Origin of the sequence: Pseudomonas nunensis (assembly GCF_024296925.1) — a bacterium.
Classification (GTDB): domain Bacteria; phylum Pseudomonadota; class Gammaproteobacteria; order Pseudomonadales; family Pseudomonadaceae; genus Aquipseudomonas; species Aquipseudomonas nunensis.
In genome coordinates this window covers 3,671,372-3,690,351 of sequence record NZ_CP101125.1, presented here as the reverse complement: position 1 = coordinate 3,690,351, position 18,980 = coordinate 3,671,372, and the positions used below count along the sequence as shown (strand labels likewise).

General features: G+C 59.9%; 16 protein-coding genes. 8 read left to right on the top strand and 8 right to left on the bottom strand.

All coding sequences use genetic code 11. The features are described 5' to 3' along the window. Positions 1-72: 72 nt before the first annotated feature. Entirely contained in the window at positions 73-1,113 is a 1,041-nt protein-coding gene (locus NK667_RS15885; RefSeq protein ID WP_054616285.1) for an AraC family transcriptional regulator, read from the top strand. A 99-nt stretch (positions 1,114-1,212) separates the two neighbouring features. On the opposite strand, the gene NK667_RS15880 is transcribed toward NK667_RS15885, so the two are convergent. After that, complete coding sequence (locus tag NK667_RS15880; protein ID WP_054615396.1) at positions 1,213-2,118, bottom strand: hypothetical protein; 906 nt, start codon at positions 2,116-2,118, stop codon at positions 1,213-1,215. Then, positions 2,111-2,689, bottom strand: coding sequence for a DUF6932 family protein (locus NK667_RS15875; protein ID WP_063869678.1), 579 nt, complete (start codon positions 2,687-2,689; stop codon positions 2,111-2,113). Before NK667_RS15875 ends, NK667_RS15880 begins: the two co-directional genes overlap by 8 nt. Positions 2,690-2,850: 161 nt before the next feature. Between NK667_RS15875 and NK667_RS15870 the strand changes: the two genes are divergently transcribed. Then, positions 2,851-4,662, top strand: a complete 1,812-nt coding sequence (locus NK667_RS15870; protein ID WP_054615395.1) for an ABC transporter ATP-binding protein — start codon at positions 2,851-2,853, stop codon at positions 4,660-4,662. Positions 4,663-4,665: 3 nt separating this feature from the next. On the opposite strand, the gene NK667_RS15865 is transcribed toward NK667_RS15870, so the two are convergent. Further along, a complete protein-coding gene (locus NK667_RS15865) occupies positions 4,666-5,616 on the bottom strand; it encodes an alpha/beta hydrolase (RefSeq protein WP_054615394.1) in 951 nt (316 codons plus the stop codon). A gap of 781 nt (positions 5,617-6,397) precedes the next feature. Here NK667_RS15865 and rbsK point away from each other — a divergent pair. From rbsK to NK667_RS15850, 3 genes are read left to right on the top strand one after another with little or no spacing between them, the layout of a single operon-like run. Next, positions 6,398-7,324, top strand: a complete 927-nt coding sequence (gene rbsK, locus NK667_RS15860) for a ribokinase (RefSeq protein ID WP_054615393.1) — start codon at positions 6,398-6,400, stop codon at positions 7,322-7,324. Between the two features lie 43 nt (positions 7,325-7,367). Then, on the top strand, positions 7,368-8,699 hold the full coding sequence (gene fucP, locus NK667_RS15855; RefSeq protein WP_054615392.1) for an L-fucose:H+ symporter permease: 1,332 nt from the start codon (positions 7,368-7,370) through the stop codon (positions 8,697-8,699). Further along, a complete protein-coding gene (locus NK667_RS15850; protein WP_054615391.1) occupies positions 8,696-9,754 on the top strand; it encodes an aldose 1-epimerase family protein in 1,059 nt (352 codons plus the stop codon). The genes fucP and NK667_RS15850 overlap by 4 nt, the downstream gene beginning before the upstream one ends. On the opposite strand, the gene deoR is transcribed toward NK667_RS15850, so the two are convergent. Next, positions 9,747-10,517 carry a DNA-binding transcriptional repressor DeoR gene (deoR, locus tag NK667_RS15845; protein WP_177331441.1) on the bottom strand — a complete coding sequence of 257 codons (771 nt, stop codon included), beginning with the start codon at positions 10,515-10,517 and terminating at the stop codon, positions 9,747-9,749. The two genes, NK667_RS15850 and deoR, sit on opposite strands and share 8 nt — an antisense overlap. A 121-nt stretch (positions 10,518-10,638) precedes the next feature. Here deoR and deoC point away from each other — a divergent pair, with 121 nt between their 5' ends. Beyond that, complete coding sequence (gene deoC, locus NK667_RS15840) at positions 10,639-11,322, top strand: deoxyribose-phosphate aldolase (RefSeq protein WP_054048949.1); 684 nt, start codon at positions 10,639-10,641, stop codon at positions 11,320-11,322. Between the two features lies 1 nt (position 11,323). Here the strand turns inward: deoC and NK667_RS15835 are convergent, their stop codons facing one another. The 3 genes from NK667_RS15835 to NK667_RS15825 form a co-directional block, all read right to left on the bottom strand. Next, positions 11,324-13,183 carry a sensor domain-containing diguanylate cyclase gene (locus tag NK667_RS15835; RefSeq protein ID WP_063869677.1) on the bottom strand — a complete coding sequence of 620 codons (1,860 nt, stop codon included), beginning with the start codon at positions 13,181-13,183 and terminating at the stop codon, positions 11,324-11,326. 218 nt (positions 13,184-13,401) lie between these two features. After that, positions 13,402-14,400 (bottom strand): NAD(P)H-quinone oxidoreductase, encoded by a 999-nt coding sequence (locus NK667_RS15830; protein ID WP_054615389.1) that lies wholly within the window; start codon positions 14,398-14,400, stop codon positions 13,402-13,404. 107 nt (positions 14,401-14,507) lie between these two features. Next, a complete protein-coding gene (locus NK667_RS15825) occupies positions 14,508-15,746 on the bottom strand; it encodes a YbfB/YjiJ family MFS transporter (protein ID WP_054615388.1) in 1,239 nt (412 codons plus the stop codon). Between the two features lie 112 nt (positions 15,747-15,858). Between NK667_RS15825 and NK667_RS15820 the strand changes: the two genes are divergently transcribed. Beyond that, complete coding sequence (locus NK667_RS15820; RefSeq protein WP_054615387.1) at positions 15,859-16,734, top strand: LysR family transcriptional regulator; 876 nt, start codon at positions 15,859-15,861, stop codon at positions 16,732-16,734. 175 nt (positions 16,735-16,909) lie between these two features. On the opposite strand, the gene NK667_RS15815 is transcribed toward NK667_RS15820, so the two are convergent. Next, the gene (locus NK667_RS15815; protein ID WP_054615386.1) at positions 16,910-17,632 is read right to left on the bottom strand and encodes a pirin family protein; all 723 of its coding nucleotides are present in this window, start codon (positions 17,630-17,632) and stop codon (positions 16,910-16,912) included. A 329-nt stretch (positions 17,633-17,961) separates the two neighbouring features. Here NK667_RS15815 and NK667_RS15810 point away from each other — a divergent pair, with 329 nt between their 5' ends. Continuing rightward, positions 17,962-18,912 (top strand): GlxA family transcriptional regulator, encoded by a 951-nt coding sequence (locus tag NK667_RS15810; protein ID WP_054048939.1) that lies wholly within the window; start codon positions 17,962-17,964, stop codon positions 18,910-18,912. Positions 18,913-18,980 lie beyond the last annotated feature (68 nt).

Genomic DNA, 18,980 nt, shown 5'->3' with positions numbered 1-18,980 from the left:
TGTCCTATGCCGCAACTGTTCAACGGCAGTGGTGTTTTTTGCCATTCGGGCGATGGGGAGAAAAGCGTTCACATGCGGGAAAAGGATTCAGTGGCAGCCTACTTCGTGCGGGCGATGATCCATCGGCTGGAGGACAATCCGCAGCGTCTGGCGGCCGTGCTGGAGCAGGCCAATATCGACCCGGCGTTGCTCGACCAGCCCACGGCCCGCGTTCCGGCCAACGCTTTTGCCGCGCTGTGGTTGCTGCAGATACGCGAGCTCAACGACGAGTTCTTCGGCCTCGACAGCCACGGCATGCCACTCGGCAGTTTCGCTTTGATTTGCCGGGCGCTGATCCAGGAACCCGACCTGCACAAAGCCATGCGCCAATGCCTGGCCTACTTCGCCCTGTTCCTCAGCGACTTTCGCGGCACGCTGACCGTGCGTGGCAAGCGTGCAGTCATCAGCCTGCAAACCCGCTCGACCGACAACGACGTCAGTTGCCTGGGCGAAGAAACCTTCATGGTGCTGATGATCAGCCTGTTGTGCTGGCTCGGCGGACGACGCATCCCCATCGATCGCGCAGATTTTCGCCACGGCCGCGTCTCCCTCAGCGACGACCGACTGCTCTGGGGCCCCAACCTGACCTTCGGCACTGAACGCACCGAAATCGAGTTCGCCAGCCATTACCTGCGCCTGCCCGTGGTGCAAGACCTGGCGTCACTCAAAGTATTCCTGCGCACCGCGCCGCAATGGCTGGTGATCCGCTTCCGCAATCAACACGGCCTCGCATCCCAGGTTCACCAACGCCTGCGCAACAGCCATTACAGCCAATGGCCAACCCTGCAGGCCTTCGCCCTCGAACAACACCTGAGCCCCAGCACCTTCCGCCGCAAACTGGAGCGCGAAGGTTGCTCGTATCAGGAGATCAAGGACGAAGTGCGTCGTGGGGTGGCGTTTGAGCAGTTGCGCCATGGCAAGGCGAGCGTGGGCGATATTGCCGAGCAACTGGGGTTTCAGGAAGCGAGTGCGTTTCACCGGGCGTTCAAGAAATGGACGGGGGAGAGCCCGGGGCGGTATCGGGCGCGGTTTCAGGAAAGGGCCGCGAATGGGCCCGATTCAGATCAACTCTAAAACCTGCGCAGATGAGGTTTTATCTGCGACTTCGAGAAACAGCCCACTTTTTCGTATGACAGGGTGGGCTGTTTGTACTCGGATAACCGAGTCTCTGAATTAATCAGTCCAAGGAAATCGATGCAGAATATAGCGGGGTTTGCTGGAGCCGATTCGCTTGGTGCTCAATGTGACGTCATAGGTTTTATAGAGGTGCAGATTCACAGCATTGGGGTTAGGGAGTTCTCGTGCGATGCTTCCATAAATCACCAATCCATCGGCAGTTTTAAATTCGAACGAGCGCTTGTCTGGAAGTGCTCCAATAAATTCACCCGTGAACGTCTCTACGGTTTCCTGAATGTTATCCAGGTTCAGTCGGGCCTTGCTGCGTCGAACCTGTTCGCTATCGGTAAACTGAAATTGCCTGGTGCGGGTGGTCAGCGAGCAAGAAGCATCGTAGCTGGAAAGCTTTCCCAAAAAATCAGAAACGCTGGATATCGCTCTATCGGCAAGCCGTGAAACAGGCTCGGATAACTCTTCGTCACTTTTAGTCGTTGCTTCCAGCAATTCCGCCATCAAATCTATCGCCAGTGACACTGAGGTTGTGCCCTCAATCTCAAGTTGCGTTTGCGCGGGCACTTCTTCCAGCTCGAATCCAAAAGAGCCCAAAGCGGTCCCTGTTATGAGCAACTGATTACTCGAACGGTTTGGGATAGGTCCTTTGTCGGCGAGGGTGCCGGAGATAGAAGCAGCAATTGTGGCAATAGCCTCGCTGAATGCCTGGGTGGCAGCTGCGCCAAATTCGGCTAGAACACCGTGCGTTCCCCAAACAGGCGCGCCACGATAGGTCAGAATGACCTTGGCCGGCTGATAGGTGTCCTGACTATTCGTTTCCAGATACGATTTTGCTTCAGCTATCCGAGAGCGAATGGACATCGCAGAAAGCTTGCTGAGCCCAGGCTTTTCCAGCTGCTTCTCTAGGAAAAGAAGTTCTGCTGATTTATGCAGATATTCATTCCTATTCATGAGTGAGCTCCTTTTTACGAGCCTTCAGCATGGCGATTGCTGCTTGATCCTGGCGTGGGGCAAGATCAACCCGCAGGAAACCCTTCCACTGCTTGGTTCTTCGATGGGACCACATGCTGTACCAGTACGATGTTATTTCTACCAGGCGCTCTGGCGCATCACTGAGAGATTGAACATAAAAATCGACTTTGAATTGATTTTTTATGAAGGACTGATCCTCCCATGTTGCTCCCAATAATCTTAGTTGATCAGGCTGTAAGCAATCGTAGAACTCGTCTCCCTCAAAAGTGAAGGTAACGACATCAATATCTCGGGGTGATCGTTGATCAGAGAGCTCGATGTTCTCTGTGAAACTGCCATCCAACCATTGGAAACCCTCAATCATGCCCATTCTATGAAGCTCAGAACGGTGTGAGAGATAGCCTTCCAAAATAGCACACCGGTCCAGGTTGATAGCGAAGCGCTCCACGAATGCTACTAGATCAACTTGGTAGGGAGATCTGTCCATCCCCGCTGGATTGTGCTCATTGATTGGAGGAATAAGTCCTTGTGGATTCCATTCAGGTATCAATTCTGGCCTCCTTGCATAGCAGCTTAAATGGCAGGCGATCCTCAGCCGCACGTGTGCGTGCGTCAAGCGAACAAACGTTACAGTTCTTTCGCAGCTCCTCTCATCGCTATGCTGAAGTACCATGGCTCATCAACGTCCGTCCTTGCCGAGCCAATCGCCCCATGCCAACCCTTACCCGTTTCGCCGCTCTGCTCGACCAGGCGAGACGCGCCTTGCTGTTGGTCTGGGGCACGTCTCGCGGATTATTCCTCGGCCTGGTGCTGGCCACCCTGATCGCGGGTGTGCTGCCGGCACTCGCTGCCTGGCTCGGCCAGCGCATCGTCGACGCGGTTGTTACCGCCATGCAATTACACGCGCAGCAGGGCAGTGCGCCGTTGTGGCCGGTGGTGCGTTATGTGTTGTTCGAGGCGGGGGTGTTGGCGTTGTTGTCCGGGACGCAACGGGCGTTGTCGGTTCAGCAGTCGCTGTTGCGGGTGCAGTTGGGGCAGAAGGTCAACACGATGATTCTGGAAAAGGCCCAGACGTTGTCGTTGGTGCAGTTCGAGAATTCCGAGTTCTACGACAAGTTGGTGCGGGTCCGGCGCGAGGCTTCGACCCGGCCGTTGGCGTTGGTGATGAAGTCGTTGGGGTTGATCCAGAACCTGATTGTGCTGATCAGTTTCGGTGTGCTGCTGGTGCATTTTTCGCCGTGGGCGCTGGTGTTGCTGGTGGTCGGTGCGTTGCCGGTGTTCTTTGCCGAGGCGCATTTTTCCGGGGATGCATTTCGGCTGTTCACCCGTCGGGCGCCGGAGAGTCGGCAGCAGAGTTACATCGAGACGCTGCTGTCCCACGAGGCCTACATCAAAGAGGTCAAGCTGTTCGGCTTTGCGCCGTTGCTGTTGAAGCGTTATCGCGACACGTTTGCCCGGCTTTACGCCGAAGACCGGCGCCTGACCTTGCGCCGCGATGGCTGGGGTTTTGTGCTCGGGTTGCTGGGCACCGGGGCGTTTTACCTGGCGTATGCGTGGGTGGTGGTGGACACCGTGCACGGCAATATCAGCCTCGGGCAGATGACCATGTACCTGGTGCTGTTCAAGCAGGGGCAAACCGCCGTCAGCAGTAGTCTCAGTGCGATCAGCGGTCTTTACGAGGACGGTTTGTACCTGTCGGCCCTTTACGAATATCTGGCCGAACCGGTGGTGAGCGATAACGGCAGCCTGATCGTGGGCGCAGTGCCCGGCGATGGGCTGCGGCTCGAGAACGTCGGGTTTAAGTATCCGGGGGCCAGTCGCGCGGCGCTGGAAGGCATCGACCTGCATTTGGTGCCCGGTCGCAGCGTGGCGCTGGTGGGAGAAAACGGTTCGGGCAAGACCACGCTGATCAAATTGCTGACCCGGCTCTATCGCCCTGATCAGGGCCGAATTCTGCTGGACGGCAGTGACCTGAATAGCTGGGAAGAAGATGCGTTGCGCCGGCGTATCGGCGTAATTTTCCAGGACTACATTCGCTATCAGTTCTCCGTGGGCGAGAACATTGGCGTCGGCGACACCCTGGCTTTTGACAATGAACAACGTTGGAAAGCGGCGGCCGCCGAAGGCATGGCCGCACCGTTTATCGAAGGGCTGGATCGTGGTTATGCCACGCAACTGGGGCGCTGGTTTGCCGGTGGTCAGGAGTTGTCCGGCGGGCAATGGCAGAAGATCGCGTTGTCCCGCGCCTACATGCGCCGCGACGCCGACATCCTGATTCTCGACGAACCGACTTCAGCCCTCGACCCTGCAGCGGAAGCGGCGGTGTTCGAGCATTTCAGCCAGCACACCCAGGACCGCATGACCCTGCTGATCTCGCACCGGTTTTCCAGTGTGCGCAACGCCGACCACATCATCGTGCTGGACCAAGGGACGATTCTGGAGCGCGGCGATCACGACAGCCTGGTGGCGGCGGGTGGGCGTTATGCGCAGTTGTTCGATTTGCAGGCCCGGGGTTATCGCTAGAACTTACGTCTCTGGCGAACTGCGATTCACCGCGGCGACCTGGGCAGGCTTGGCTTTCATCAGGTTTTCGATGGCTTGGCGATACTGACTGCCACCCAGGCTCATGCTGTTGTTGTGCGTTCCACCGGGAATCAGCAGCAGGCGCTTTGGCTCGTTGGCGGCATTGAACAGCTGCTGGCTGAAGCGCGACGGCATGAACGCATCCGCCAGACCGTGGACCACCAGCAACGGCATGTCGATGTCGGTGATCTTGTCGATGGAATCGAATTTCTGTGACAGCAGCCAGCGCACCGGCAGTGATTTCACTGGCAGGTTGCTGTCGGCCACTTGCGCGACGGCATCGCCCAGTGTGGTGAAGGTGGATTCGATCACCAACCCGCGTACCGGTACTGGGACGTGGTCTTTTTTCGCCTGGGTTGCCAGGTCGGCCGCGAGGTCGATAGCGACCGCGCCGCCTAACGAATGGCCGTAGATCAGGCGTTTGTTCGGGTCTGGTTGCATCGACGTGAAACGCTCCCAGGCGACGCGCGCATCTTCGTAGACGCTGGCTTCCGACGGCAGATCCCCTTTGCTTTGGCCAAACCCGCGATAGTCGATAGCCAGCACCGAATAGCCCATGGCGCGCATTTGCTCGATGCGGAACGCCTGGCCGGTGAGGTTCCAGCGCACGCCGTGCAGATAAAGAATCGACGGTGCATCGCGGCGCGCCGCCGGCCACCACCAGGCATGCAGGTTTTGACCGCCCTTGAAGCTGGCAGGCTTGATGTCGAACTCCTGAACGTCCTGCGGCAAACCGTGATACCAGCCCGCCGTGCCCGGCTCGATACGAAACAGCAACTCGCGCTCTTTGTACTTGAGCACCCCGCAACCCACCGGCAGACCGACGATCAACAGCGCCATGCACAACAACGGCAACCAGCGCCGGCCCAAGCGGCTCATGAGGGTAGAAAACATGCAGCAGTCCAGTCGAACAGGGGAAAGCACGGGTTTTAACAGATGCACGACGGGGATGGGAATTATTTCGACAGTCGTGAGTGTTGCACGGTGTGATGCATAACCCCCGATCCCCTTGTGGGAGCGGGCTTGCTCGCGAAGACGCCAGCACATCCAGCATTGATGTCGCCTGACCCACCGCTTTCGCGAGCAAGCCCGCTCCCACAGTGTTTCCGCGTCGTTCACCCAATCAATGCTCGCCGCCGCCCCCTGTAGGAGCGAGGCTTGCCCGCGAAGGCGGCGGCACAGTCAGCATGGATGTTGCCTGACACTCCGCTATCGCGAGCAAGCTCGCTCCCACAATGGTTCTGTGTCGTTCACTCAATAAATGCTCGCCGCAGTCCCCCTGTAGGAGCGAGGCTTGCCCGCGAAGGCGTCCGGACCATCAGCATTGATGTCGCCCGACCCACCGCTTTCGCGAGCAAGCCCGCTCCCACAGTGTTTCCGCGTCGTTCACCCAATCAATGCTCGCCGCAGTCCCCCTGTAGGAGCGAGGCTTGCCCGCGAAGGCGTCCGGACCATCAGCATTGATGTCGCCTGACCCACCGCTTTCGCGAGCAAGCCCGCTCCCACAGAGGATCCACGTTCGCCTTGGCCCCGCAACGCATTTGCGCAAAGCCGCTCGTCTTTGCCTGTCCACCAATCCAATAAAAAAGATTGAATAATCACATCAAATGTTATTTAAATAACAAAACAACAACGCCGACTCCAGTCCGGCAAGCCGTCACAAGGTGGGATAGCAATGAGCAAGATCGCAGTCATCGGCAGCAATATGGTGGATCTGATCACCTACATCGACCGCATGCCGGCCCAGGGCGAGACGCTGGAAGCGCCGGGGTTTGCCCTCGGTTGCGGCGGCAAGGGTGCCAATCAGGCGGTGGCCGCGGCCAAGCTCGGGGCGGATGTGCTGATGCTGACCAAGGTTGGCGATGACATGTTTGCCGACAACACCCTGGCGAATTTCCAGCGCTTCGGCATCGATACCCGCTACGTGCAGCGCGTCCCCGGCGTATCCAGCGGGGTGGCGCCGATCTTCGTCCAGGCCGATTCCCACAACAGCATCCTGATCGTCAAAGGCGCCAACGCCCACCTGGCTCCGGCAGACATCGACGCCGCTGCGCCAGCCCTGCGTCAATGCTCCCTGATCGTGCTGCAACTCGAAATCAATGTCGAAACCGTCTACCACGCCATCGCCTTCGGTCGCGAACACAACATCCCGGTGTTGCTCAACCCGGCGCCAGCCTTGGCCGGCCTGAGCCGCGAGCACCTGGCGCAACTGGATTTCCTCGTACCCAACGAATCCGAACTGGCGCTGATCAGCGGCCAGACCGTGGATTCGCCCGAGTCCGCGCTGAAAGCCGCGAAAACCCTGGTCGCCAGCGGCATTCGCCACGTGATCGTGACCCTCGGTGAGAAAGGTGCGCTGTACGTCGGCGAGGAGGGCGAATTCCAGATTCCCGGCCTGCAAGTCGCTGCCCGCGACACCACCGGCGCGGGCGATGCCTTCATCGGTTGCTTCATCCAGCGCTGGAGCCGCGATCGCGATATCCGCGCCGCCATGCTCGAAGCAGTGGCCTATTCCGCTTGCTCGGTCACCGGCCTCGGCACCCAGACCTCCTACCCGGATGCCACTGCATTCGCTGAATTCCAGCGCCAGTTCGACGCCTGACGCCGACCCGATTCACCACCTAACGCTCACCCGGAGAACAACAATGACAAAGCCTCCGCTCCAACAGACGCCCGATGGTTTCTACCTGAACCGCACGCCCTGGTTCGCCTTCATCTTGCTGTGCAGCATCTTTGCGCTGTGGGCGGCGGCCGCGAGTATGAACGACGTGCTCATCGCGCATTTCAAGAAAGCCTTCCTGCTCAGCGATTTCCAGACCGCGTTCGTGCAATCGGCGTTTTACCTCGGCTACTTCTTCGTGGCGATTCCGGCGGCGCTGGTGGTGCGGCGTTTCAGTTACAAGACCACCATCCTCATCGGCCTGATGCTCTACATGTTCGGCTGCCTGCTGTTCTTCCCGGCGGCGTCCACCGCCAAATACGGCATGTTCCTGCTGGCGCTGTTCGTGATCGCGGCGGGTCTGTCGTTCCTCGAAACCGCGTGCAACACCTACTCGACGCTGATGGGGCCGCGTGAAACCGGCACCCGCCGCCTTAACATTTCCCAGACCTTCCACCCGTTCGGCGCGATGGCCGGGGTGTACGTCGGCAGTTTCGTGATGTTCAAGGACACCGACGCCACCCGCGAGCAGCTCACGCAAATGAGCGCTTCGGATGCGGCGGTCCAGCAACTGCAAATGATCCAGTCCACCTTGCTGCCGTACAAATGGATGATCGCGGTGCTGGTGTTGATGTTCATCCTGATCGCCATCACCCGTTTTCCGGCGTGCAAAGGCGTGCAAACCGCCACCAAGAAAACCGCCAGCCTTGGCCAGAGCCTTTCGCGGTTGTGGAGTAACAAGCGGTTCACTTTCGGTGTGCTGGCGCAGTTCCTGTACGTCGGTGCACAAGTCGGCGTGTGGAGTTTCACCATTCGCCTGGCCATGCAATTGGGCGGGATGAACGAGCGCAGCGCGTCGTGGTTTTTGCTGACGACCTTCGCCGCGTATTTCATCGGCAAAATGATCGCCAACGTGCTGATGCGCAAAATGCACCCGGCCAAGGTTCTGGCGATATACGGCGTGCTGTGCATTGTGTTGCTGGCCTACACCATCCTCGTGCCGAACATCACCGCAGTCTATGCAGCGGTCGGTGTGAGCGTGTTCCTCGGCCCATGCTGGCCGACCATTTATGGCCTGACCATCGACGGCCTCGGTGAAGACACCGGCGTCGGCGGTTCGCTGCTGGTGATGAGCATCGTCGGTGGCGGGGTGATCCCGATCTTCCAGGGCCTGCTGTCCGATTACAGCGGCGGCAACATGCAACTGGCCTACAGCGTGCCGTTGTTGTGCTTCATCGTGATCGTCGCTTACGCCGTGCGTTGCCTGCGTCATTCCGCCAGCGAAACGGCACCCGTTGGTGCGGCGGTGACCTCATGAGCACGCGGATCAATCTTTATCCGGCGCTGTTTGGCGAGGCACCGAAGACGTTGCTGGAGTCCGAACAATTCAGCGTCAGCGCCAGCGTTTATCCCAGCGGCGTACTGGCACTGGAAATGAGCAACAGCCGCGGAAAACTGGTGGTGCTGCCGTATCAGGGCCAGATGATCTGGGACGCCGTGTTCGACGGTTGCGACCTGACCATGAGCAACCTGTTTAGCCAACCCAGACCGAGTCCGACAGTGATCGGCACCTACGGCTGTTTCATGTTCCACAGCGGCCTGCTGCGCAACGGGTGCCCGACGCCCGAGGACGACCATCCGCTGCACGGCGAAATGCCCTGCGCGGCGATGGATCGTGCCTGGCTGGAAGTCGGTGAAGACAGCGCCGGAGCGTTCCTGCGCCTGGGTGGCGAGTACGAATACGCCCAGGGTTTTGGCGACCGTTATCTGGCCAGCCCGAGCGTCACGTTGCGTGCCGATTCAGGCCTGTTCGATATCGCCATGCACGTGACCAACCTGGCCGGCAAACCCATGGACCTGATGTACATGGCGCACATGAATTACGCCTACGTCGAGGGCGCGCGATTTGTCGAACCATTGGGCTTTGAACAGGTGCGGTTGCGCAGCAGCGTGCCGGCCCACGTCAAGCCGACGCCGGTCTGGAGCCGCTACATGGAGCAATTGGCGCTGGAGCCGGAACAGTTCCGTTGCCTGGATCGTCCGGAGCTGTACGACCCGGAGATTGTGTTTTTCTTCGACGGCGTGCACGCCGATGCCAATGGCGATGCGCATTTCCTGCTGAGTCATCCGGACGGCGCAGCGTTCTACACGCGCTATCGCCCCGACCAATTCGACCACGCCGCACGCTGGATCCTGCACAACGCCGATCAGCAAGTGGCGGCATTTATCTTGCCCGCCACTTGCGAGCCGGAAGGCTATCGCGCCGAGTCCGCCAAGGGGCATGTGCGCGCATTGGCGGCGGGGGAGACGGCGTCGTTCAAAGTCACCACCGGTTATCTGAACAAGGCCGAGCAACAGGCCCTGATCAGATAATCAGCTGTGCACCGCTGGCGGCGATGGCGTCGCGATAGGCCTTGGGGATTTTCTTGTCGCTGACCACGTACTGGAAATCCTCAAGGGCGGCGAAATGCGCAGTGCGCACCGTGTCGAACTTGCTGTGATCGGCCAGCAGTAACCGTTGCTGGGCCTGGCGCAGGACCTTCTGCTTGACCTCCACTTCATTGAAGTTGAAGCAGGTCACGCCGAAGTCCTGGCTGACCCCGGCGGCGGACACAAAGGCCCAGGTCAGGCGCACGCCATCGAGGATCCCGGTTTCAGTGGTGTTCTCGAACACCTGGTTCTTGCGATGGAACGTGCCGCCGCAAACCACGATGTGGCAATTGGGTTTTTGCGAGAGCTTGAGCAACACGTTGAGGGAGTTGCACACGGCGGTGAATTCGAGCTCGTCGGGGATGAAATCCACCACGAATGGCGTGGTGGTGCCGCAGTCGAAAAATACCGTGTCGCCGGGCTGGATAAACCGCGCGGCGAGTTTGCCGATGCGGCGTTTCTCCTCGACATGCCGGGTGTCCTGTTCGGCCACGCGGTAATCGCCGGGTTCGTTGCCGTCGTGGATTTTGGTGATATAGCCGCCGAGCAGGCGCAGATGGTCGGTGTACTTGCTCAGGTCGCGGCGCAGGGTCATCTCCGATACATCCAGCAATGCCGCCATTTCGCGCAGGTGAATGGCGCTCTGGTCTTGCAGGGCTTGTTGAATCAGCTTGAGACGCTCGGCTTTTTTACTGTCCACAGGCATTCCGGGGTTGATTGTTGATGTTATTTAAGTAACATTAATTGTGAGTTTTGTAACGTTTTTGCGCAAATGATCCTCGATTGTGGCGCAGGGGCATTTGAATATACAAACAGGAGTTTTTGCGATGGCCCATCTCCCACCCCAGGCACTGGCGCAGTACATCGATCACACCTTGCTGGCGCCGGACGCCAGCCGCGAACAAATCGCCACCCTGTGCCGCGAAGCTGCGGAACATGGCTTCTATTCGGTGTGCGTGAATTCCGGGCAAGTGCCCCACGCCGCGCAGTGCCTGACCGGGCACAGCGTCAAGGTTTGCGCGGTAGTTGGCTTCCCGCTGGGCGCCGGGCTGAGCGACACCAAGGCCTTTGAAGCCGAGCGAGCGATTGCCGCCGGCGCGGGCGAGATCGACATGGTGTTGAACATCGGCTGGTTGAAGGACGGTTTGTTCGCCGAGGTTCAGGACGATATCGCCCAGGTCAAACAGGCCTGCGGCAATGTGCCGTTGAAAGTCATCCTGGAAACCTGCCTGCTCACTGACGCGGAAAAAGTGAAGGCCTGCGAGATCTGCCGCGAGCTGAACGTCGCGTTCGTCAAGACCTCCACCGGTTTCAGCCGCAGCGGCGCCACCGTCGAAGACGTGGCCCTGATGCGCCGCACCGTGGGCCCGATCATCGGCGTGAAAGCCTCGGGCGGCGTGCGCGATTACCCGACCGCCGTGGCGATGATCGAGGCCGGCGCGACCCGTCTGGGCAGCAGCTCCGGCATCGCGATCATCGGTGGAGCACTGGCGGCGGGCGAGGGCTACTGAGTCAGCGCAGCGCCAACTGCGGCGCCTCCGCGGGTTCGACGGATTGGCACAGGGCTCCCGGGATCCGCTGCTCCAGCGGCGCATTCTCCAGAAGCTGGACGGGCAGCAAGCAACGGCTCTTTTGTCCTTGTGCCATGAACTGCATCTGCGTAAGGGGCCGGGACAGAAAATAGCCTTGGGCTTCGTGGCAACCATAGTGGGAAATCAGCGCCAGGCACTGGAAATCCTCGATGCCCTCGGCGACGGTGCGGTAACCCAGGTCCCTGGCCAGTTGCAGAATGGAGCGGGCGATGATCTGGTTGCGCAGGCTGCCAGGCAGGTCCGTCACAATCGACCTGTCGAGCTTGATTATGTTGGCCGGGATTTCGTGCAAGTAGGCAAAGTTGCTGTAGCCGGTGCCGAAATCATCGATCGCCACGTCCATGCCCAGCTCGCGTATTCCCTTGAGTTGCTGGATCACATGCGGGTTGGACCGGATCCATTCGCCCTCGGTGATTTCGATTTCCAGACGATGCGGCTCGATGTTGAAGCGCTTGCAGGCGAGCCTGAGAATTTCCCCGATGTCCTGGTCATCAAAATCCTTGGGTGAGAGGTTGATCGAAACCCGGCATTCGACATCGTCCCAAAGCGCCATCGTGCTCAGCGTTTGATCAATCACCCAATGCGTAACCCGCTGAATCAAGCCATTGCGTTCGAGCACCGGAATGAACTCTGCCGGGGACACTGCGCCCAATTGCGGATGGTTCCAGCGCAGCAAGGCTTCGGCGCTGATCCGACGACCGTCCAGCAGGCTGAAACGCGGTTGGAACATCAGGTACATCTGATCCGTGGTCAGCGCGCGGTCGACGTCCCTGGCCAGCGCAAACGCGCGACGCCACGCGCAGTCCCGCGCGACATCATAGAGTCCCCAATAGGTGTTGGCCTGACGGGCCGATTCCACGGCGTGCATGGCCTTGCGCAACAGGTCGGCGTGGGACTGCGCATCGTGATCGAAGATCACCATGCCGGCGCGCGGCGAAGGACTGGTCAGGGCGCTGTCCGATTGCGTCATGCAGCGCAAGCGGTCGATCAGTCGGTGAACGAACAACTCATAGTCTGGCATCGTGGCCGGCAACATGAAGCAGAACTGCCGATCATTGACGTGGTACGCACAGCTGATACCCACCAGGCTTTTTTTCAGGTGCAGGGCAATATCGAGCATGATCGACTGCAGCGCACCGGCCCCAAGCTCCAAAGCCATTTCATGGCGTCGGTGCGAATCGAGGGCATCGATCAGCACCAATACCCGTTGTTCCGTACCGGCTTGCAGGCCCAAATCATGGAGGTCGGCAAAAAACCGCCGCTGATTGGGCAGGCCACTGACCGGGTCATGGCAGTCGGTGAGCTGCCGTTGTTCGATCTGCGCCATCACCATCTCTGCCAGATCCTGCAACACCAGGCGCTCGTCATCGCTGAGCTGCTTGGGTTCTTTGTCGATGATGCACAGGCTGCCGATGGCGTGTCCCGACCGGGTGCGCAGCGGGGCTCCGGCGTAGAAGCGGATACCGTCGGGCGCAGTCACCAGCGGGTTGGCGCAAAAACGCAGATCGCGTGAAGCGTCCTGAACGTGGAGCACCTCGGCTTCGCAAATGGCGTAAGCGCAGAACGACTGGTCTATAGGGGTTTCGTCCCGGTCAAAACCGATTCGCGCCTTGAACCACTGGCGATCTTTCTCCACCAGCGAAATCAGGACCGTAGGGACTTTGAAATAGGCGGCGGCCAGGCGGCAGATCCGGTCGAAGTTTTCCGACTCTGCGGTTTTCAGCCATTCCAGGGCTTGTACTGCTTCCAGGCGAATTTTTTCCGAATGATGATCATGCATGTGTTGCTCCTGGAGCGATCGCCTGGGTGATGTCAATATAGTGTCTCGTATTACGACTTTTCTTGTACATTAAAAGTTCTGTGTACAACTAATTATTTGTTGAGTGGCCGGTATAGAGCGATGAGCGGTTGTTTGTGTGAAAAGGTTGTACAAGTTTTTCCCAATAAAAAGCCCGGGTTCTGAAGGTCAGAAACCGGGCAGGGGAGACGCGTTGAATGTCAGTTCATCTGCAACACGATCTTGCCGATGTGATCGCCTGCTTCCATCCGCGCATGAGCCTGCGCGGCGTCGGTGAACGGGTAGACCCTGTCGATCATTGGCAGGCAACGCCCGGCGGACAGCACCGGCCAGACGTATTCGTACAACCCTTGGGCGATGGCGGCTTTCTCTTCCCGGGTGCGCGAGCGCAGCAGTGAGCCGGTGATGATCGCGCGCTTGGCCATGATCGCCAGCAAGTCGACGCCGTCGGCGTGAGCGCCGCCGAGGAAGCCGAGCATCACCAGTCGGCCTTCCATCGCCAGCGCGGCCACGTTGTTGTTGAAGTACGAGCCACCCATGATGTCGAGGATCACGTTGACGCCTTTGCCGCCGGTTTTCTCGGCGATGACCTGGGCGAAATCCTGATCGCGGTAGTTGATCGCCTTGGCCCCGAGCTTGCGAATCGCCTCGCACTTTTCTTCGCTGCCAGCGGTGGCGAATGCTTCAACGCCGAACTCGCGGCAGAGCATCAGCGCGGTGGTGCCGATGCCGCTGGTGCCGCCGTGAATCAAGGCACGCTGGCCTTTGCTCGCGCCGCCCATTTCGAACAGGTTGGCCCAGACCGTGAAGAAGGTTTCCGGGATGGCGGCGGCCTGAATCCAGTCCATGCCGTCGGGGATCGGCAACGTCTGGCTGGCCGGGGCGACGCAATATTGCGCGTAGCCGCCGCCGTTGGTCAGGGCGCAGACCTTGTCGCCCAGCACAAACTCACTGACGCCTTTGCCGATGGCCACGACTTCGCCGGCCACTTCCAGGCCGGGGATCAGGCTCATGCCAGGTTTCATCGGGTACTTGCCGGCGCGCTGGAGCACATCCGGGCGATTGACCCCGGCGGCGTGCACGCGGATCAGCACTTCACCGGCGGCCACGGTGGGCATGGGCACATCGCGAGGTTTCAAGACCTCGGGGCCGCCGGGTTCGGTGATTTCGATCAGGGTCATGGTTTGCGGCAGGGTCATTTTTGGGTTCCTGTGGTGAAAGGGATTTGTAAATGGGATCGCCTGAGCAATCGAATAATTCAGTGTGGGAGCGAGCCTGCTCGCGAAAGCGGTGTGTCAGCCACCTTTTATGTTGGATGGGCCGCCGCTTTCGCGAGCAAGCCCGCTCCCACAGGGGATTGGGGGTTGTTGAATAAACGCATCGCCAACTCCAAAACCAATGCCACAACAATGGCCCCAGCCGCGATCACAAACAACAGCGCGTGATGCCCGCCAGTGGCATTGAAAATCGCCGAGTAGGCAAACCCGGTCAGCGCCTGGAATGTGGCGAACGATACCGTGGCGCGGCTCCAGGCGATTTGTTGCTGATGGTGATTGGGCACCAGTTCATGCACCCGGGCCAAGGCCAGCGGCACGATGCCCGGCGGGAACGAGCCGAGGATCACGGCGAGCAACGCCAAGGCCAGGAACGAATTGGAAACCGCCAGCAAACCCAAGGCAATCGCCTGCACCACCAGCACGATCCTAATGCTCAACCGCGCGCCGAGTTTGTCCGCCAGAAAACCGTAGCTCACCGGCCCGACAATCGCCCCCAGGCCATACATGACCCAAATCAGCGCACCCACATGCGCCCCGGCACCGAGGCCGCGAGCGACGAAATCCACCAGGAACACCATTGCCGGCACCAGGCCCGCCGCCATGAAAGCGTATTGGGCGAACAGCAGGTAAAGAGCGGGCGGGGTTGACGATTTCACGCTGTCATTGTGAGCTGGCGCGGCGTGCTGCGGGGTCGAGGTCGGCCAGCCAAACCAGCTCGCTGCGGTCAGCACCAGCGCCAGCGCACCGAGCCCGAACCAGGTGTTCTGCAAACCCAGGCTCAGCAGCGGCGGAACAATCGTCCCCGAGCCGGCAATGCCCAAGCCGATGCCAAGAAAAATCGCACCGCTGGCCAGGCCTCGACGGGACACTGGAACATGCGGCAACACGGTCGCCGCCACCAGCACCATGATCGCGCCGCCAGCAACGCCCGACAGCAAACGCCAGCCGAAGAACCAGCTCACCGACAAGGGAAAGCCACAGGCGAAAAACGACAGCGTCACCGCCAGCATCATCAGGCGCAGGGCGCTGCTGTTGCCTATCCGGCGGGCCATTGGATGACCGATCAGCGCGCCGATCAGGTAACCCACCAGATTGGCGGCGCCGAGGTACACCACGTCACTGGCGGAAAACCATTGCGCCTGGATCAACGAAGGAATCAACGGCGTATAAGCAAAACGCGCCAGGCCGATGCTGACCAGACTGGCGCAGAGGCCGGCAAAGATCGGCAGCCAAATGGCCCTGGGTGAGGTGGTCGATGTGCTGTGCATGAGAGCAGTCCTGTGAGGTTATCTCTGGCCTCCAGCCTACCGAGAATGATTGATGCAGTATTGCAGCGATTTCGCGCTACAGTGATGCATATATGCATCGCAGGGGTACGGTATGAATTGGGATGACGCACGGGTGTTTCTGGCGGTGTGCCGCGAATCCACGTTGCGCGGTGCGGCGCGGGTGCTGGGGGTCGATCAGGCCACGGTCGGGCGACGGGTCACGGCGCTGGAAAAATCCTTGAGCGCGACGCTGTTCCTGCGTACTTCCGAAGGCTATGCGCTGACGGCGGTGGGCGAAGCGGCGTTGCAAGCTGTGGAAAAAATGGAGGTGTCGGCGCTGGACCTGCAACGGCAGATCCAGGGCCTGGATGATCGGCTGACCGGCACGGTGCGGGTCAGCACCACGGATTCGCTGGCCATCGATTTTCTGATCCCGGCAATTGCCCGATTGCACGACAAACACCCGGATGTGCAGGTGCAACTCGATGCCTCTACGCAAATGATCAGCTTGGCCAAGCGCGAAGCCGACATCGCGGTGCGCAATGCGCGGCCGGACAACCCGGACCTGATCGCCCGGCGCATTGCGCGCTGGCCGGTGGGATTGTTCGCTTCCCGAGGTTATGTCGACGCTCACGGCGTGCCCGAGCCGGGCTCGGCGTTTGAAGGGCATGATTTGGTGGTGTATCAGCCGTATCTGGCGGGCAACAAGGAGATGACGCTGGTCTCGGAACCGCTGACCCGTGGACGGATTGTGTCGAGCCTGGGGTCCGGGCTGCTGGTGCGTCGATCCATTGCGGCGGGGATCGGGGTGGGCGAGATTCCGGTGTACATGGGTGAGCGGGACGGGCTGGTCCGGTTGTGGCCGGAACGCACGCGACCGGTGCCGTATGACGTATGGCTGGTGACCCACGCCGATTTGCGGCACACGGCGCGGGTGAGGGCGGTGATTGATGAGATTGTGGCGGGGTTTTCCGGTACAGGCGAGTAGCCCGTAGCCCTGTAGCAGCTGTCGAGCCCCGGCGAGGCTGCGTTCGGCGGCGAAGCCGTCGTCAATCCGGCTACCTCGGTGTACCTGAAACACCGCGATGGCTGATTTGACGACGGCTTCGCCGCCGAACGCAGCCTCGCCGGGGCTCGACAGCTGCTACGGGGGCATGTGGTTGTTATGGCATTTCCGGCAATTCCTGCGGCCGCAAGTCAAACACCAACACCTCCGAATCCACGCCATTGCTCAGCGTGAGCACCTGTTCTTCACGAACCCGTACACCATCGCCTTCCTGCAACTGCACGCCGTTCAGCTCAACACTGCCACGAGCCACATGCACATAGGCGTAACGATTGGCCGCGAGTTCCAGGGTCGCGCTTTCCTTGCCGTCGAACAGCCCGGCGTACACCCGCGCATCCTGGCGTACCGACAGCGAACCCTTGGCCCCATCCGGGGAGATGATCAACTGCAGGCGACCGCGTTTTTTCTGGGTACTGAAGTGCTCTTGCTGATAACGCGGTTTGGCGCCGCTGACTTCCGGCACGATCCAGATTTGCAGGAAGTGCACGCCACGGGTGGCCGAGTGGTTGTACTCGCTGTGCGCCACGCCACTACCGGCGCTCATCAGTTGCACATCGCCGGGACGGATCACCGAACCGGTGCCCAGGGTGTCTTTGTGTTCCAGTGCGCCTTCGAGCACATAGGAGAAAATCTCCATGTCCCGGTGCGGGTGCTGGCCAAAGCCTTTGCCGGCCGCCACGCGGTCATCGTTGATCACCAACAAGTCGGAAAAACCCTGTTCTTTCGGGTTGCGATAGTTGGCGAAGGAAAAGGTATGGAACGACTTCAACCAACCGTGATTGGCGGCGCCGCGATCCGAGGCTTTGCGAAGGGTCAGCATGATGAAATCTCCTGTCAGGACGTGAATTCGTCCGAGTGAGGAGAAGGTTAATGTTTACCGATCGATGCAAAAAGTAGATGGAAATTGAAATACTGTCCCTTTCAGGTTGACAGTTTGTGCGGGCGATCACGCATTCTTATCCGACACCTTCGCCGTACTTGGCCATAATGCACAACACACAACCCTGTGGGAGCGGGCTTGCTCGCGAAGGCGTCGTGTCAGTCGACATCTGCTTTGGCGGACCCACCGCTTTCGCGAGCAAGCTCGCTCCCACAGGGGTTTTGTGTTCAGCAAGCAGACCTTCTTATGACTTCAATGATGTTGATCCCATGAAAACCGTGGCAATGGTGCTGTTCCCCAACTTTCTCCTGCTCGACATGGCCGGGCCGATGGAGGTGTTTTCCATCGCCAACCGTTACCTCAAGCCGGCCGACCACTATGTGTTGTCGATGATCGGTACCGAGCACGGTCCTCTTCGCGCCTCCAATGGCGTCGGCGTTCAGGCCGACCTGCATATCGATCAGGCCAGCGAGCCCTACGACTTGTTGCTGATCCCTGGCGGTCCCGGCGCCTATAACGACAAACCGCAACCCTTGCTGGACTGGCTGCGCGGCGCCGTGACCCGTGCCGGACGTTATGGCTCGATCTGCACCGGCGCGTTCGTGCTCGGGCATGCCGGGTTGCTCGACGGTTATCGCGTGACCACTCACTGGCACTACACCGAACGGCTGATCAAAGGCTTTCCCAAGGCGATGGTCGAGACCGATCAGATCTACGTCGAGGATCGCCAACTCATCACCTCCGGCGGGGTCACCGCCGGCATCGACCTGGCCTTGGCGATTGTCGCTCAGGACCATGGCAAGAAAGTCGCGCAGGACGTGGCCAAAGTGCTGCTGGTGGTGATGAAACGCCAGGGCGGGCAGGCGCAGTTCAGTCCGTTGATGGCGACGGTCGCGCCCCAGGAAACGCCGATCACGCGTGTGCAGAACTACGTGCTGGAACACCTCGATGAAGCCTTCAGCATCGAACGCATGGCGAGCTTGGCGAACATGAGCTCGCGGCACTTCGCGCGTCTGTTTGCGCGAGAGGTGAACATGACGCCGATGGAATTCCTGCAAAGTGCGCGCATCGACCACGCTCGCAATCTGCTGGAAACCTGCGATGCACCGCTCAAGACCGTGGCCTACAAAAGCGGCTTCGGCAGCGTGCGGCACATGCGCTTTCTGTTCAGTGAAAAACTCGGCCTGACCCCCGCGCAGTACCGCGAACAGTTCAGCTAGAGCGCTTGTGGCTGTATTGCGCACCGTGATGTCCGTACTGCTCACCGCGCGGACGTTGTACGGTCACG

Excerpts from the sequence above, each read along its gene's own strand:
- NK667_RS15815 (WP_054615386.1), bottom strand. The coding sequence starts at position 17,632 with ATGCTGACCCTTCGCAAAGCCTCGGATCGCGGCGCCGCCAATCACGGT.
- NK667_RS15885 (WP_054616285.1), top strand. The coding sequence starts at position 73 with ATGCGGGAAAAGGATTCAGTGGCAGCCTACTTCGTGCGGGCGATGATC.
- rbsK (WP_054615393.1), top strand. The coding sequence starts at position 6,398 with ATGAGCAAGATCGCAGTCATCGGCAGCAATATGGTGGATCTGATCACC.
- NK667_RS15810 (WP_054048939.1), top strand. The coding sequence starts at position 17,962 with ATGAAAACCGTGGCAATGGTGCTGTTCCCCAACTTTCTCCTGCTCGAC.
- deoR (WP_177331441.1), bottom strand. The coding sequence starts at position 10,517 with ATGCCTGTGGACAGTAAAAAAGCCGAGCGTCTCAAGCTGATTCAACAA.
- NK667_RS15880 (WP_054615396.1), bottom strand. The coding sequence starts at position 2,118 with ATGAATAGGAATGAATATCTGCATAAATCAGCAGAACTTCTTTTCCTA.
- NK667_RS15825 (WP_054615388.1), bottom strand. The coding sequence starts at position 15,746 with ATGCACAGCACATCGACCACCTCACCCAGGGCCATTTGGCTGCCGATC.
- deoC (WP_054048949.1), top strand. The coding sequence starts at position 10,639 with ATGGCCCATCTCCCACCCCAGGCACTGGCGCAGTACATCGATCACACC.
- NK667_RS15850 (WP_054615391.1), top strand. The coding sequence starts at position 8,696 with ATGAGCACGCGGATCAATCTTTATCCGGCGCTGTTTGGCGAGGCACCG.
- NK667_RS15830 (WP_054615389.1), bottom strand. The coding sequence starts at position 14,400 with ATGACCCTGCCGCAAACCATGACCCTGATCGAAATCACCGAACCCGGC.
- NK667_RS15835 (WP_063869677.1), bottom strand. The coding sequence starts at position 13,183 with ATGCATGATCATCATTCGGAAAAAATTCGCCTGGAAGCAGTACAAGCC.
- NK667_RS15820 (WP_054615387.1), top strand. The coding sequence starts at position 15,859 with ATGAATTGGGATGACGCACGGGTGTTTCTGGCGGTGTGCCGCGAATCC.
- NK667_RS15870 (WP_054615395.1), top strand. The coding sequence starts at position 2,851 with ATGCCAACCCTTACCCGTTTCGCCGCTCTGCTCGACCAGGCGAGACGC.
- fucP (WP_054615392.1), top strand. The coding sequence starts at position 7,368 with ATGACAAAGCCTCCGCTCCAACAGACGCCCGATGGTTTCTACCTGAAC.
- NK667_RS15865 (WP_054615394.1), bottom strand. The coding sequence starts at position 5,616 with ATGTTTTCTACCCTCATGAGCCGCTTGGGCCGGCGCTGGTTGCCGTTG.